General features: G+C 43.9%; 17 protein-coding genes. 9 read left to right on the top strand and 8 right to left on the bottom strand.

Features of this window, described 5'->3' with window-relative positions:
* The first annotated feature begins 60 nt into the window (after positions 1-60).
* The 3 genes from R7M72_RS12865 (at position 61) to R7M72_RS12875 (ending at position 3,690) form a co-directional block, all read left to right on the top strand.
* Positions 61-1,185, top strand: coding sequence for a M14-type cytosolic carboxypeptidase (locus R7M72_RS12865; protein WP_017819760.1), 1,125 nt, complete (start codon positions 61-63; stop codon positions 1,183-1,185).
* A 454-nt stretch (positions 1,186-1,639) separates the two neighbouring features.
* Complete coding sequence (locus R7M72_RS12870) at positions 1,640-2,620, top strand: OmpA family protein (protein WP_005374035.1); 981 nt, start codon at positions 1,640-1,642, stop codon at positions 2,618-2,620.
* Positions 2,621-2,820: 200 nt separating this feature from the next.
* Positions 2,821-3,690, top strand: coding sequence for a LysR substrate-binding domain-containing protein (locus tag R7M72_RS12875; RefSeq protein WP_054576175.1), 870 nt, complete (start codon positions 2,821-2,823; stop codon positions 3,688-3,690).
* Positions 3,691-3,758: 68 nt separating this feature from the next.
* Here the strand turns inward: R7M72_RS12875 and R7M72_RS12880 are convergent, their stop codons facing one another.
* Positions 3,759-4,634, bottom strand: coding sequence for a LysR family transcriptional regulator (locus tag R7M72_RS12880; RefSeq protein ID WP_025998654.1), 876 nt, complete (start codon positions 4,632-4,634; stop codon positions 3,759-3,761).
* A gap of 248 nt (positions 4,635-4,882) precedes the next feature.
* On the opposite strand from R7M72_RS12880, the gene R7M72_RS12885 reads away from it, so the two are divergent.
* Entirely contained in the window at positions 4,883-5,119 is a 237-nt protein-coding gene (locus tag R7M72_RS12885) for a hypothetical protein (RefSeq protein WP_005374030.1), read from the top strand.
* Between the two features lie 121 nt (positions 5,120-5,240).
* Here the strand turns inward: R7M72_RS12885 and R7M72_RS12890 are convergent, their stop codons facing one another.
* Positions 5,241-6,611, bottom strand: coding sequence for an L-serine ammonia-lyase (locus tag R7M72_RS12890; protein ID WP_005374028.1), 1,371 nt, complete (start codon positions 6,609-6,611; stop codon positions 5,241-5,243).
* 131 nt (positions 6,612-6,742) lie between these two features.
* Here R7M72_RS12890 and R7M72_RS12895 point away from each other — a divergent pair, with 131 nt between their 5' ends.
* Positions 6,743-7,585: a YdcF family protein gene (locus tag R7M72_RS12895; protein ID WP_017635105.1), complete on the top strand. Its 843-nt coding sequence runs from the start codon at positions 6,743-6,745 to the stop codon at positions 7,583-7,585.
* On the opposite strand, the gene R7M72_RS12900 is transcribed toward R7M72_RS12895, so the two are convergent.
* A complete protein-coding gene (locus tag R7M72_RS12900) occupies positions 7,575-8,231 on the bottom strand; it encodes a hypothetical protein (RefSeq protein ID WP_005374025.1) in 657 nt (218 codons plus the stop codon). The two genes, R7M72_RS12895 and R7M72_RS12900, sit on opposite strands and share 11 nt — an antisense overlap.
* 249 nt (positions 8,232-8,480) lie before the next feature.
* Positions 8,481-8,747, bottom strand: coding sequence for a DUF333 domain-containing protein (locus R7M72_RS12905; protein ID WP_005374023.1), 267 nt, complete (start codon positions 8,745-8,747; stop codon positions 8,481-8,483).
* 277 nt (positions 8,748-9,024) lie between these two features.
* Here R7M72_RS12905 and R7M72_RS12910 point away from each other — a divergent pair, with 277 nt between their 5' ends.
* Positions 9,025-9,543 (top strand): NUDIX hydrolase, encoded by a 519-nt coding sequence (locus R7M72_RS12910; RefSeq protein WP_017635106.1) that lies wholly within the window; start codon positions 9,025-9,027, stop codon positions 9,541-9,543.
* Between the two features lie 435 nt (positions 9,544-9,978).
* Here R7M72_RS12910 and R7M72_RS12915 read toward each other — a convergent pair whose 3' ends face one another.
* The 4 genes from R7M72_RS12915 to flgA form a co-directional block, all read right to left on the bottom strand.
* Positions 9,979-10,725, bottom strand: coding sequence for a lytic transglycosylase domain-containing protein (locus R7M72_RS12915; protein ID WP_025768021.1), 747 nt, complete (start codon positions 10,723-10,725; stop codon positions 9,979-9,981).
* Positions 10,706-11,143, bottom strand: a complete 438-nt coding sequence (gene flgN, locus R7M72_RS12920; protein ID WP_005374018.1) for a flagellar export chaperone FlgN — start codon at positions 11,141-11,143, stop codon at positions 10,706-10,708. Before flgN ends, R7M72_RS12915 begins: the two co-directional genes overlap by 20 nt.
* A 20-nt stretch (positions 11,144-11,163) precedes the next feature.
* Positions 11,164-11,445, bottom strand: a complete 282-nt coding sequence (flgM, locus tag R7M72_RS12925; protein ID WP_017635108.1) for a flagellar biosynthesis anti-sigma factor FlgM — start codon at positions 11,443-11,445, stop codon at positions 11,164-11,166.
* 136 nt (positions 11,446-11,581) lie between these two features.
* Positions 11,582-12,379, bottom strand: coding sequence for a flagellar basal body P-ring formation chaperone FlgA (flgA, locus tag R7M72_RS12930; RefSeq protein ID WP_005384406.1), 798 nt, complete (start codon positions 12,377-12,379; stop codon positions 11,582-11,584).
* Between the two features lie 77 nt (positions 12,380-12,456).
* Between flgA and flgB the strand changes: the two genes are divergently transcribed.
* From flgB to flgD, 3 genes are read left to right on the top strand one after another with little or no spacing between them, the layout of a single operon-like run.
* Positions 12,457-12,819, top strand: coding sequence for a flagellar basal body rod protein FlgB (flgB, locus tag R7M72_RS12935; RefSeq protein ID WP_005374013.1), 363 nt, complete (start codon positions 12,457-12,459; stop codon positions 12,817-12,819).
* Between the two features lie 2 nt (positions 12,820-12,821).
* On the top strand, positions 12,822-13,256 hold the full coding sequence (flgC, locus tag R7M72_RS12940; protein ID WP_005374012.1) for a flagellar basal body rod protein FlgC: 435 nt from the start codon (positions 12,822-12,824) through the stop codon (positions 13,254-13,256).
* Positions 13,256-13,939 (top strand): flagellar hook assembly protein FlgD, encoded by a 684-nt coding sequence (gene flgD / locus R7M72_RS12945; protein WP_005384410.1) that lies wholly within the window; start codon positions 13,256-13,258, stop codon positions 13,937-13,939. Before flgC ends, flgD begins: the two co-directional genes overlap by 1 nt.
* The last annotated feature ends 17 nt before the right edge of the window (positions 13,940-13,956 follow it).

Below are 13,956 nucleotides of genomic sequence, written 5' to 3' on the forward strand. Positions count from 1 at the left end.
CGATGAAGCCTTGTGTTAGCCTCTGTCTTTCAAGCTCAGATTTAAAAGGTGAGTCATAAAATGAAAGTATTCAGCAACTTCGATAGCGGCAGCATTCACGTAGTGAAAGCGGACGACAAAAACGACATCCAACTCAAAATTCCTAACGACAATATGTCGGAATTCTACCAGTGGTTCCACTTCCGTCTTGAGACAGAAGCTGAGCAATCGCACACCATCAAATTGCTTGATTTGGCTAAATCGGCTTATCCAGAAGGATGGCAAGGTTACGATGTGGTTGCGTCTTACGATCGTGAAGAATGGTTCCGAGTACCGGCAGAGTTCGATGGCGACACGCTGACTTTCACTGTAATCCCTGAGCGCAGCTCAATTTACTTCGCGTACTTTGCGCCATACACGTACGATCGTCATTTAGACTTGTTACACATGGCACAAAGCGCGCACCACTGCCAACTTGAAACACTAGGCCACACATTAGACGGCAACGACATGAGCTTGCTTACTTTCGGTGAGCCAGAAGAAGGTAAAAAGAAAATCTGGATGATTGCACGTCAGCACCCAGGTGAGACAATGGCGGAATGGTTCATGGAAGGTATGATCCAACGTCTGTTAGATGAAAACGACACGGTTGCGCGTGCATTGCTTGAAAAAGCGGTGCTTTACGTCGTACCAAACATGAACCCAGACGGTGGTATTCGCGGTCACTTGCGTACCAACGCAGTAGGCGTAAACCTAAATCGTGAATGGCAAACGCCATCAATGGAAAAGAGCCCAGAAGTCTACCTTGTGCGTCAGCGCATGCTGGAAACGGGTGTTGACATGTTTTTAGATATTCATGGCGATGAAGCGATTCCGTATAACTTCGTCGCTGGCTCAGAAGGTATTCCTTCTTACGATGAAAATCTTGCCGCTTTAGAGACATCATTTAAGCAAGCGTTACTGACTATTACGCCAGAGTTCCAAGATGAGATTGGTTACGATAAAGATGAGCCTGGTAAAGCGAATTTGACGGTCGGTTCAAATTGGGTTGCAGAGCAGTTCAAATGCTTGTCTTACACAATCGAAATGCCATTTAAAGATAACAACAATCACCCAGATCCACTTTACGGTTGGTCTCCTGAGCGTAGTGTTTTGTTTGGGCAAGATGTATTAGCTGCAACGTTAACCGTAGCGGATAAAATTTAGCTCGACGAGTTAACGCTTTTTCATTATTTCGAAAACAGCTCATTTAAATGAGCTGTTTTTTTGTGCTCTCCAGATCCACGCTCCCCTGTAAAAATTTGTTGCCATTCACAAGCTTAAATGATGATTCTTAAATTTGAGAAAGTGGCTTTTTATGGTGATTTGCGTCACAGAAAGTTGGCTTCTTTGTGATATTCTCCGCAACGAATTGACTATGGCTAAACCAACGCAACGAACTTTATTTTTCGGTTGGGTATGCGGATGAAGCTCATGAATAGATGGTCTTGAGGTTACCTTTTTCCGTTTTACGTCATTGGCGTTTGAATATCATTTTTGATTCTTTCCTACGCTATTTAGCTATTTCTATTCGAAGAAAAGAGAAAGTTACGGCTTCATATTTTACGGCAGTATGCTGCCGCGATGTGTTGCTTTGTGTACAAGAAAAAGGAAAAGAATAATGAAAAAAATCGCTATAGCAGTGGCTACTGTACTTGCTGGTGGTGTGATCTCAAACGTTGCACTTGCTGACACTTACATGGGCGGTAAAGTAGGTTACAACTCTCTAAACGATGCGTGTTACCTGAACGAACCTTGTGACGACGACAGTTTTGCAGCATCTATGCACTTAGGCTACAGCTTCAACAAGTACGTTGCGGCAGAGTATGGTGTTGATTACCTTGGTGACTTCACTGCAAACTTTAAAAAGCCTGGCCTAAACACCGTTGATGGTGATCTTTGGGCATTGACGCTTGCTCCTAAATTTAACCTACCACTAACGGATTCTTGGAATCTATTCGCGAAAGTTGGTGCTGCATACATGATGGCTGGTGACGAGAAAGATTTCGTACCAACTGGCTCTCTGGGTGCTGAATACCAAATCAACTACAACTGGAGCCTACGTGCTGAATACCAACGCTACCAAGATATGTCTGATGATGTAATTGAAGACATGGATTCAGATTTCTTCGGTATCGGTTTCAACTACAAGTTTGGTTCTGAGCCAGTCGTTCAAGAAAAAGCCGTTGAAGAGGTGGTAGAAGCACGTCCTGCAACACGCATTGTAGATCACGTTTACCCTGCTCAAACAACAGCGACAGTACAATTCGACTTAGAAAGTGCAGAAGTGAAAGACGCGTCGAACCTTTCTGGTACCGTTGATTTGATGAATACTTACCCACAAGCTCAAGTTGAGATCACGGGTTACAGCGATACGACAGGTTCTGCTGCTTACAACAAGCAACTCACAGAAAAACGTGCGAAAGCCGTTGCTGACGAGTTCCAAGCAAAAGGTATTGCGGCTGAGCGTATGACAGTGAAAGGCATGGGTGAAGCTAACCCAGTGGCAAGCAACGAGACACGTCAAGGTCGTCAAATGAACCGTCGTGTTGAAGTGGTTGTTCCTGCGTTTGAATACCAAACAACTGAAAAAGCAGAATAATTCCTGCTTAAGATAAAGTTCCAAAAGCCAGCGTGTATCACGCTGGCTTTTTTGATCCCGCTTAACTAACTCAGTAGTTGTGTAGAAACATAGTTATATCGGGACGCTTTGACATGTGCTCAACATACGTAAACTCAGCACCTTCATCAATTTGTCATCACCAGTTCATAGCATGACAGCCAAGTGTTTGGGAGAATTATATGCAAAGTTTACCGCCGCTCAATTTGCTCCGAGCCTTTGAAGCCACGGCGCGACTACAGAGTTTTACAAAAGCCGCAGAGGAGCTAAATGTGACTCGTGCGGCCGTAAGCCAACAGGTGAAATCGCTAGAGTCACAGCTCAATGCGACGTTATTCGAGCGTAAGGGCACTCACCTTACGCTGACCTGCTCCGCGCAAGAATACTGGCCAGTGGTTAATCATGTGCTTCAAACATTATCGACCACGACGCAGCATTTATTTACTCGTCCCAAGAATACGCAAGTTAACTTACATGTCGCTCACAGCTTTTGCTCTCAATGGTTAATGCCAAGATTGGCTGATTTTCAGCGACAATTCCCAGACATCTCCTTTAAAATCTCGACTACTGCTAGTACAGTTCCAAGCGCCAGTGCGATTGCGGATATCGAAATTATTAACGGAGATGGAGATTGGCAAGAGCAAGAAGCCATACGATTAACCCAAGAAAACTGGATCGTTGTCGCAAGCCCGGGCTTTATGCATTTAAACCCGATAAATGACCTCTCGCAGTTAGCTAAAGTGCCTAAAATCTGCACTAGCGGTTATCATGAATCTTGGCAAGAGTGGCTTGCGCACCAAGGTTATCAAGGGAAGGTGAGCAAAGTCGTCGCCGAGTTTGAGCATTCATTGCTTGCTATTCATGCTGCGATTAATCAACTTGGCGTGTTGTTGGTAAGAGACTTTCTTGTTGAGGATGAGCTGCAACAGGGCGTATTAGTCCAGGTTGGAACTTGGCATATGCCAAGTTCTGGTGCACATTATATGATGGTTCGAGCATCCGAAAAATCACACGTAAACACCTTTGCTCAATGGTTAATACAGAGTCTTTAATGTTCGTTCAGCGAGTAAGTAGAGCGCATGTGTGGTTTGGCTATTATTAGCAGTAGCAAGTCATCAGTCTAGGACTGAGCGACATGCTTAATGACATCTAATAACCACTGATTTACCGGAGCTTGCTGTTGAGAGCGACGACAGCTCATCACGTAGCGAACATCAAGCTCTAGCCCAGCAGGAAGCGCGATACTCCGGCAACCCTTAGGAACATGTCCACTCATCGTTATGCCAAAATGATTCGTTTGCAGAAGCACTTTTTGAATCATCGCTGGATGCTCAATTTCCACTTTAGGTGTGGTTCTAAAACCTATATGTTTGAGCCTTTCCAACACTGGGTATCGGTAGTCGTTCCATCCCGGCGTTTTAAAAAGTATAAAAGGGTATTCTTCTAGTTCTTGGGAGTTTTGAGCGGGATGATCTTGTCGAACAAAAAATACCGCTTTTCCTCGCCCTAGTTCGGTCTGAACAATTGACTGTGGCAGATCTTCATCAAAGTAATGAATCGCAATGGCGTTTTCACCGTCAATTAATCGTTTTTTTGCTTCGCTACCCCAGCGCAAACATGAGAATTTTGCTTCTGGAGCGTGCTTTAGTAACTCCAAGTAAAACTTGTCACCAAAGTACTCCCAAAACAATGTGTTGGCATAAATAGTGATTGAACCGTCAAAATGAGCTGGTGAAAAATGCTGTGGTTTGATGGAATCAATACTGTTGATTATTTGCTCAAAATGCGCAATGTTCGCTTCCACAAAAGGTGTTGGTTCAAAGCCATTTTTGGTCTGAACGAATAGCGGATCATTGAGCTGAGTTTTCATCTTTGTCAGATTTTTGCTGATTGCTCCTGACGTTTTACCGAGTGATTCTGCGACTAACCGGACGTTACGTAACTCATACATCCGTTTTAATACCAAAATATTTTGAATATCCAGATTAACGCTCATACATTGTCTCGCTTGGCTTTTGTCGACAAATCATATCGCTGAATTTCTTAAGAAAAGACAACGCTCGGTCAATTTAAGTTGCTGCCTTATCCCTGATTTATTGAAGGTAACGATAAGTTATTCTTGGTTACATCAGTTTATTAGCATGGATTTCCATTTGGTAAATAATGGCTTTCCTCGTATGAGCGCGTTTCTGTTGTTACAGTTTTTCCACCGACAGAAAGTAAGAACGATAATAGAGGTGATGTATGAAAAAACTAATCGCACTTGTTTTGATGGTTTGCTCAACAAACGTAGCATTTGCTGGCGATGGGTCATACACGGGCACGATTGATATGACGATGGCAACGAAAAATCAGGTTGACGTAGAGCGTGCAGATTCTCAATTGACGCTGAAGGGTCGCAATGAAATGGCCTATGGCGGTGTAACAATCCATTCGGATGCTGCAACTCAAAAAATTGAACTTCGTGGTCGACGTGATTAATCGAATAGTTTCTTGTTAAGAAAATGCCGCGTTCTTCGCGGCATTTCTATATGTAATATCATCAGATCATAATTACCAGATAAGCGTATGGTGAGAAGCTAAGCGCAATGACCACCTGCCATTATTCGCATGGCGGTGCCATATGAATGACAGCTAAGCCCCCCAAAGAAGTTTCACGGTATTTTTTATTCATATCTTTACCAGTCTGATACATGGTTTCGATAACTTTATCTAACGAAATTAAGCATTTACTTGTGCGCTTTAATGCCATACGCGATGCATTAATCGCTTTCATTGCTCCCATGGCATTTCTTTCAATACAAGGTACTTGAACCAAGCCGCCAATCGGGTCACAAGTCATACCCAATGAATGCTCCATCGCAATTTCCGCAGCAATACAAATCTGCTCGTTACTGCCCCCTCTTAGCGCTGTTAAGCCAGCGGCAGCCATGGATGAAGAAACCCCAACTTCTCCCTGACACCCCACTTCTGCACCAGAAATTGACGCGTTAGTTTTATATAAGATGCCGATAGCGCCGGCGACTGCGAGAAAGTCTTTTAGCTGTTTAACATCGAGCTCTTTGATGAAGCGATGGTAGTACATCAATACCGCCGGAATCACCCCTGCTGCGCCATTCGTTGGAGAAGTAACGACTTGCCCTCCTGCTGCATTTTCTTCACTAACCGCAAAGGCGAAGAGATTGATCCAATCCATGATCTCCATCGGATCGTTTTCAACTGCAGCGTTGGCTTCGAGCTTTTTCAAAAGGTTTGGTGCTCGACGAGTGACATTTAGACCACCTTCCAAAATCCCTTCCGTATCGAAGCCACGTTGCATGCAGAGCGACATCACTTTCCAAATTTGCTCTGCTCTTTGGTTAATTTCTTCGTCTGAGCGAAATGCGAGTTCGTTTTGGAGGATCATGCCTCCCAAGCTGAAACCGTTCGTCTCGGCTTTTTCCAGCATCTCATCTGCGGATGTAAACGGAAATGGTACTGCGACCTCATTTTGTTGCGTGCCGTTCTCTAGTTCGTCGGCGGTGGCGATGAATCCGCCTCCAATGGAGTAATAAATTTCAAACGCTACTTGATCTCCAGCTGCGTCTAATGCCGTAATCGTCATACCATTTTCATGCAGGGGAAGGTTGTCGCTATGAAAGACGATGTCATGGTCGTAGCTAAACTCAATCTGGTGTGTACCGGCGAGCATGAGCGTATTATTGTCTATGGTATTTTGTAGCGCACTTTTGGCACTGCTCATTTTGATGGTATCAGGTTTATTTCCCATCAAACCAAGGACCGTGGCTCGGTCTGTATGGTGCCCTCGACCTGTCAGTGACAATGAGCCATAAAGGTCCACTTGCACCCGATGCACTTTCGCCATAGAGTCGCTAACTAGCTGAGTGAAATGGAATCCGGCAAGCATAGGACCATTAGTGTGGGAGCTGGATGGCCCGACACCAATTTTAAATATATCGAAAATCGACAGCATAATTGACTTCCTTTAGCAGTGAACCTTTATAAAGGTCTCTAGAACAGTGTTGTTAACTAGATGTTAAAGCTTGTGGGTCGGGAGTGAAAGAAGATTTTTGTAACACTGCCAACTAAGCGCGAGATTTTAAAATGAAGTTAGACAACATCGTCATCGTTTTAGGTAAACGCCTCGTCAATAACAGGTTGACCTCTGAGGGCATAACCAGAGTCGAAGCTTTGTCTTGTAGGACTGCATCACTACCGATAGAGCGAACGGTGATTGTTTTTTGTGGCGGAGTAACGCAAGGACAAAGTGTTTCTGAAGCAGAGGCGATGTACGCGTATTTTAGAACCCTAAACGCAGACTCTGTGAATCCGTTCCCTGAACGTCATATACTCTTAGAAACGGAGTCGTTGAACACGTTTCAAAACATGCGTTATGTTTCCCAAGTTTTGTGCAAAAGTGGGTTGTTCGAGTTATGGTTGGGGCATCCGGTTGAGGTTATCTTGCTGTCTAATGACTACCACCTCGAACGAATCATTGATATCCAGAATTTGATGGATGAGCAAGGCTTATTACGAGTACTTAAATCCGATTGCGAATCCATGGGGGTGACCCTCAATATTCCACTGGATATCAGCAAACATATTAGCGTGCCATACCCACATAAAGGGCTTATGGCGGAGACATTCTTGCTACTCGATGAACTCACAACCTACCGAGTTTATTTAGAAGGGGTCAAGCATGGCGTATTTTTCCGAGATTTATCAATTGTCCGAAAAAAGCCACTTATGATCGCAAGAGATACTATTCATAAATTGCTCTCTTTACCGCTCGATAAAGAGGCTTTGCAACATATTAAAGAAATGAAAAAGGCCGTCGAAATGACGGCCTTGGATGAATCTGTAGGTGCTGCGGAAAAGGCATTAAGTATCTTCCATCCGATACTGACGGCATTGAACCGTCGCTTTGACCCAGAGTCTATTCATTAAGCTCGCGTTTTGTGCGGACGGCGCTTAATGCGATCAAACAGTAGCAAAGCAGTTCTATACCTTCTTCTGAGATATTTTTAACATCACGGATGTAATTTTCGTCCATCACTTGTTGCCAAAAACTACCCATACCATACAAACGAGAGAAGACTAATAATAGCATTACAGCACCAACTAATAGCTTCATATGTGGCACCGTTAAAATGGTCGCCATTTCGTTCATGGTACCTTTACCACCTTGGTAAGCTTTGGCGCAAGCCAGTGCGGTGACAGCAAGTGCTGGGAAAACCCAAGAGCCATGATGAATCATGTCTGTCCAATAGTCCGTTTCGCGAATAATCAGTACTGCAAAAAATCCTGCAATCAAAATAGCCGCATGCTTTAGCTGAGGCTGTTGTTTCGATAAGCTGAAAAACGACCATGATGCAATAGCAAGCATCACAAGCTGGAGCGTTTCTGTAACGGAAAGCTCGCCAAGGCTTGATCCCAACACGACATAATCAAGACGAAGACTAAGGTTAACGAGAATACTTATAGCGACAATCATCAAGGCGTTTAAGCTTGATTTATAAATAATGCGCTTTGATTTTTCAGTAACAACGTTGCTTGGGGCTGACTCGGCTTCTTTTACTATTTGTGTTTTCATCTTGCTCACCTGTCCCAGAAAATGTGGAAGAAATGTGAATTAGTGTGATCTGTGTTTGGAATTTTATTGTCCAAGTGGAAAGTTATGTCAGGGGAATGTCAAGAATAGAACACTGTTCGATATAGGGTCGATGTGCGGTAAAGTCAGAGGTATGTAAAAACAACGTAAGAACACTTTGATAAATCAAATAAAAAAGGAGCCCAAAGGCTCCTAAGTGATAGAGGGAAGGTGACGTATCGATAAAAATAATTAGTAGTTGTCACCCTCATTTTCTTTGTGATTCTCGCGATAGTATTCCCATTGCTCGACGCGTTCATTGTCCGACAGCACACAGTAAGTGACACGTTCGCCGTTTTCCGACACGGTATCCAGCTCACCACCTTGCTGAACACAGTATACGGCTGCGGGATTTGCAACGGAGGTATACTCAGTTGATCGGGTCGCTCCCTCGTAAGTTGAACAACCAGCCAGTACCAATGTTGCAGCCATAGCCATCATTAAATTTGTCTTTTTCATTCTTTATCTCCGCATGGGGTGGGCGAGTATTGTATTGATTATAGGCAACTTTAAGAGATTATTGTCTTATCGATGTTAAAAGTAAGAGGGACGTATAAGAATTTAGATATTCTCATTTATTGCTGATTAGCACGTCACACTTCTGTTCTTGGCGTATTGTTGTGAAGGTCATATCAATCACTTCCTGACAAGCGCTCGAACGTACCTGGCCTACAACAATGATTTAAAGTGTGAAATTCGGTAATATGCGCACAAAACATTGACCGTGGTATTTTCGATGAGACATTTAAAATCGACCGTTCATCCAGACATAGAGCATTTGGATGACAAAATTGTTTTTCAGCGCAATGCAGCGCGAGCCATTGTACTTGATGGTGAAGATGTGCTGTTGCTCTATACAGAACGTTACCATGACTACACGCTACCAGGCGGTGGTATTGATGATGGTGAAGATGTCATTGCTGGATTAGTCCGTGAATTAGAGGAAGAAACGGGCGCCCAAAATATACATGGTATTAAGCCTTTCGGAATCTTTGAGGAGTTTCGTCCGTGGTACAAGGATGACGCTGACGTGATGCACATGGTGTCGTATTGTTATACATGTAAAATCGAACGTGAGCTAGGCGAAACGGCGTATGAAGATTACGAAGTTAAAAATGGAATGCGCCCGGTATGGATGAACGTACACGAAGCAATTGCACACAATGAAAAAACGATGGCAGAAAGCCCGAAAAAAGGCATGAGCATTGAGCGCGAAACGTTTTTACTTCAGTTGATTTCTAAAGAATTACTATAAACAGCTAGTTTGCATCATTACGACTTAGCTTCTGTTGGCTCTATTGTGGGCAAAGATTTTAGAGCAATAAAAAAGTCCGGACTCCCCCCCGGAACCCGGACTTATTCCAGACGCGCAAGCGAAGCGTCATCTTGATATGTTAGATTTGTTTCGAACTATGAAAACAATAGCTGTTTTACATTTAGTGTGTAAATAATTATTAGGTCTGACCATTGGTTTTCATGTTTTTTTGCAAACGCAATGTGACGCATATCTACCCAATTGCCAAGCGCAATTGGGGCGCTTTTTAGTAAACCACTACTCTTTCTTATCTTTGAGATACCTTACCTCAACTTTTTTGCACACGTTTGCATAGAGATCACGAGTTTTCAAATCCGCCGAACAGGATCTTGTGATTTTACGTTTCTCTGACATTGAGCTCTGTCGTAGCTTTTATCACAAATTAACTAGCGGAGGCAGTCGGCTAAAGTCGACCAGCGGTTGTGAAATCATAGGAGTGTCTGGAGCAAACAAGAGTAAAGGTTGAAATGATGAGGATTGTAACTGACCGATATCTATCAACTTTTCCAATGCATAGAAGCGGCTGACGTATTGGCGAGTCTCGTTAGGCAGCGTGAGTTGTTGGAAATCTCGACTTCCTGCTCGCTGAATAGCACGTGCAACACGTCCTTCTCCGGCATTGTATGCAGCTAAAGTGAGAGCCATATTTTGATCGAATTTGTTGTATAAAAACGCCAGGTACTTGAGCGCGGCCGTTGTGCTGGCTTCTGTGTCAAAGCGATCGTCTTGTTTTGTATTTATCGTTAATCCGAATCGTTTCGCTGTGGCTGGTATCAGCTGCCAAAGTCCGGCGGCGTTAGCGTGAGAAACGGCTTTGGGGTTGTAAGAAGATTCTAACATTGGCACTAAGGCTAGGCTATTTGGTAATGAGTGGTTTTGAAGCTGTTTGAAAATGTGGTTAATTACCGGCTTGGATGAATCGAGACGCTTGGCAATTTGTGGCTTGTATGGGGCTAATACTTGATACTGCGTTTGAATATCGACAGCATTTGGTTTTGCCTGGCATGTGAATGGAAGGTAGGACAGAAAGGCAATAAAAATAAAAAGGCCTACAGTACTCAGCCGAGATGGCGACTGAATCTGTAGGCAAGACGAACATCGTTTAGAACGATTTATCTTCATAAGTGTGTTGCACAGGTTGTTTGAGTTGACTGACCAACTCATGGAACGCCGCAGAGCTGTGGCCATTGCTCTGATTGTATTGTTGGCACTGACTTACCAACGTTTCCAATAGCGCCCATTGTTTTCTAGCTTGCATACCTATTTGGGCAGGCAAAGCATTGAAAATTCGTTTTACGCTGGCGTCATTACACGCTAACCCCAGCGCTCGCATACACTGGCTTCTGTCATTGGCGGAGCGGCTGAGTTTATTGAGTATCGGCATTTGTTTCTGAACATTGTCGTTCAGTGCCTCTCCATCAAACTTTAAGTACAATACCTTTTGCTGCTGAAGCAAAGGAAGCAGTTGTTGATAAAGCTTAATATCCTCAGATATAGAGCGAACAAATTGTTGAATTCGCTGCGATACTGCGCTTGCCATGATGTCTTCCTAGCGTTTTATTACTCGTGACCTGTATGGAACTGCATGATTGCCTTGGATAGCACTTTTGTATCTAGGCTAAGTTCACCACGCGCTAATGCGTTGCGTACTTGTTCTACTTTTTCCATATCAACATCAGGTAGTGATGCCATTTCAGCTTGAGCGCGATCTATCGCTACGGTATTCGCTTGAAATGCAGGCTCGTGTACTTTGCTCTGTTCGACGACGTCGAGAGGCTGTTTGCTTGCTTGCTGTAATTTTGTTTGTGGGACATGACCGCCCGCGACTTTGTCGATTTTCATGCTGTGGTCCTCATCATCATGTTCTAAATTAAGTAGGCGGTTAGAATGTGATAAACATTAAATATTTTTTTTGTACTCGAAGTTCAGTGTTACTGACGAGAGCCAAAATTAAAAAATGTTACCCCGAGTCAAAAAATCAAAATTGAGTATGAACCTGGTTTAATCCAGTTACGACTGCTCTTATGACCTTGCCCGAACTTGGGTTTTCCACGTCAATTTGTTGCCCTTTCGCTCCATCTTCTAAGGCGACTCCTTTTGTGCTGGCACTAAATCCATTTTTGCTCGCAATGACTATGACTTCATTGCCTTTCTCGATTAGAGGTGGGGCCGACAAATTGGATGGATTAACCACTTGTCCAGCCCTCAAACGACGAGAGGTTTCTAAGCCTACTGCTTGCTCGGGGCGAGTATAAAAATCGTCTTGGCGAGAGATGGTTCGGGTTTCAAGCTTTATGTGTTTAGCCGTTACGACTTCATTTCGGCCAACCGTGGTTGTCGCGACCAAAACAGGCAGAGTCAGCGAAGACTTTATCGTAACGTTAATTCGCCATGGTGATGCGATATTGTCGCAGCTGACTGAGCGCTTGAGGTTACCGACTGGCAACGTGTTGTTGTCACGACCTGTGATAACTAAAGGCGATTCACATTCTGGCAAGTGATTGGCCGAACCGGGCACCCACATGTCGAAGTCCAGTTTGTACTTCCCCCACTGATTGGAGAGCGCTACGCGATCCACCTCTTGTTCGAAATCCGTTGCTACAACGGACCTTATCTCTTCAACGCTGAGGGTTTTGTCATTGGTGTTGGCGAATGCTTGTTCTGATGTCAAAGCGAGTAACGTCAGCATTATTGTTGAGGAAGTAGACACTTTCCTCTTGTTTTTAATGCTTTCCGAGAACCGGAAGTTTGGCTTCCATCCTTGTTTGTAAATCATTGATATATATGGCTATTTTTTATGGCACGTATCTTGTTTGTATGTTGGCGTATTCGAGCCAACTGTAAGGAAGATGCATGGCGATCACATTTGAAAATGCTTTAGGAGTACATCCAGAGGCACTTAATTTTCGCGTTCAGCGTACCAAAGTCCTCGCCAGTAACCTAGCAAATGTTGACACCCCTGGGTATTTGGCGAAAGACCTAAGTTTCACCACCGTAATGAACCAAGTAACGGCAGGTGGTGTGAACAAACCGGTGCCAAAGTTCCAGGTTCAGGCCCAATACTCGGTGCCTTACCAGAATAGCAAAAATGGCAACACCGTAGAGCTTGGTGTTGAACAAGCAAAATTCACGCAAAACAACATGGACTTTCAAACTAGCCTGACGTTTCTCAACATGAAATTTAATGGCTTAGCGAAAGCGATTGAGGGACGTTAATTATGTCATTCACTGATATTTACTCGATCACTGGTTCCGCGATGACAGCACAAACTGTGCGTCTGAATACGGTAGCCAGTAACTTAGCAAACGCAGATGCAGTATCTGCAAATCCAGAAGATGCTTATAAAGCGCTTAAGCCAGTATTTGCGACTGTGTACCAAAAAACGCAAATGACAACAGAAAATGGAGCTTATCCCAATGCAGAAGTTCGCATTGTTGACGTTGTTAAAAATGCTGGAGATGCAGAGAAGCGTTTTGAGCCGAACAACCCACTGGCTAATGATGAAGGCTATGTGTTTTACCCAGATATTGATGTAGTTGCTGAAATGGCAGACATGATGTCCGCAACACGCAGCTTCGAAACGAATGTTGAAGTATTAGCCAATGTAAAAAGTATGCAGCAAGGTCTGCTTAGATTAGGGCAGGGTAGCTAATGAGTATTGCACAATACACCCCTTTATCGTCTGACGCTCCAGTAAATACAAAAGCAAAAGACAGCAACGGTATCTCACCAAACCCTAAAGACATGAACAGTGCTTCTTCATTGGAGAATGAGTTTATTTCTTTGATGGTGGCTCAAATTCAAAACCAAGACCCACTTAATCCCCTTGATGGTACGGAATACGTTGGTCAATTGGCTCAGTTCTCGCAGGTACAAAGTACCGAGAATATGTCTAAGACAATGCAACAGAGCATGGTGTTACTGGACAACATGCAAGTGCTGTCAACAGCGGGCCTTGTTGGGCAAACGGTTTACGTCAATGCGGATGAATTTCAGCTTGGTGAAGACGTACAAAACGGAAAAATCGAACTCGCTCATAGCTCAAACCAAGTCACGTTAGTTGTTAAAGATGAATTTGGTCAATCAACTAAAGTGCCACTAGGTGCTCACGGCAAAGGTGACGTCGACTTTTCAATTAATCCTGAAGAACTTGGTCTTAAACCAGGCAAATACTCAGTGGCCGTAGAAGTGCAAGAAGGGCAAGCAAGTCCAAATGTGCTGATGGCAGGCACTGTTGAGCAAGTGCGCATTCCTAATACCGGTGGCGCAGCATTAGTCAATGTCCATGGCGTTGGCAACGTTCCTTTCTATCAAATCACTCAGTTTGGTGCTTAACCAAATACGGAAATCAG

The sequence above is a fragment of the Vibrio sp. YT-18 genome (assembly GCF_033337345.1).
GTDB lineage: Bacteria > Pseudomonadota > Gammaproteobacteria > Enterobacterales > Vibrionaceae > Vibrio > Vibrio alginolyticus.

Coding starts and splice junctions, on each gene's coding strand:
- R7M72_RS12865 (WP_017819760.1), top strand. CDS start 61: ATGAAAGTATTCAGCAACTTCGATAGCGGCAGCATTCACGTAGTGAAA.
- R7M72_RS12870 (WP_005374035.1), top strand. CDS start 1,640: ATGAAAAAAATCGCTATAGCAGTGGCTACTGTACTTGCTGGTGGTGTG.
- R7M72_RS12875 (WP_054576175.1), top strand. CDS start 2,821: ATGCAAAGTTTACCGCCGCTCAATTTGCTCCGAGCCTTTGAAGCCACG.
- R7M72_RS12880 (WP_025998654.1), bottom strand. CDS start 4,634: ATGAGCGTTAATCTGGATATTCAAAATATTTTGGTATTAAAACGGATG.
- R7M72_RS12885 (WP_005374030.1), top strand. CDS start 4,883: ATGAAAAAACTAATCGCACTTGTTTTGATGGTTTGCTCAACAAACGTA.
- R7M72_RS12890 (WP_005374028.1), bottom strand. CDS start 6,611: ATGCTGTCGATTTTCGATATATTTAAAATTGGTGTCGGGCCATCCAGC.
- R7M72_RS12895 (WP_017635105.1), top strand. CDS start 6,743: ATGAAGTTAGACAACATCGTCATCGTTTTAGGTAAACGCCTCGTCAAT.
- R7M72_RS12900 (WP_005374025.1), bottom strand. CDS start 8,231: ATGAAAACACAAATAGTAAAAGAAGCCGAGTCAGCCCCAAGCAACGTT.
- R7M72_RS12905 (WP_005374023.1), bottom strand. CDS start 8,747: ATGAAAAAGACAAATTTAATGATGGCTATGGCTGCAACATTGGTACTG.
- R7M72_RS12910 (WP_017635106.1), top strand. CDS start 9,025: ATGAGACATTTAAAATCGACCGTTCATCCAGACATAGAGCATTTGGAT.
- R7M72_RS12915 (WP_025768021.1), bottom strand. CDS start 10,725: ATGAAGATAAATCGTTCTAAACGATGTTCGTCTTGCCTACAGATTCAG.
- flgN (WP_005374018.1), bottom strand. CDS start 11,143: ATGGCAAGCGCAGTATCGCAGCGAATTCAACAATTTGTTCGCTCTATA.
- flgM (WP_017635108.1), bottom strand. CDS start 11,445: ATGAAAATCGACAAAGTCGCGGGCGGTCATGTCCCACAAACAAAATTA.
- flgA (WP_005384406.1), bottom strand. CDS start 12,379: ATGATTTACAAACAAGGATGGAAGCCAAACTTCCGGTTCTCGGAAAGC.
- flgB (WP_005374013.1), top strand. CDS start 12,457: ATGGCGATCACATTTGAAAATGCTTTAGGAGTACATCCAGAGGCACTT.
- flgC (WP_005374012.1), top strand. CDS start 12,822: ATGTCATTCACTGATATTTACTCGATCACTGGTTCCGCGATGACAGCA.
- flgD (WP_005384410.1), top strand. CDS start 13,256: ATGAGTATTGCACAATACACCCCTTTATCGTCTGACGCTCCAGTAAAT.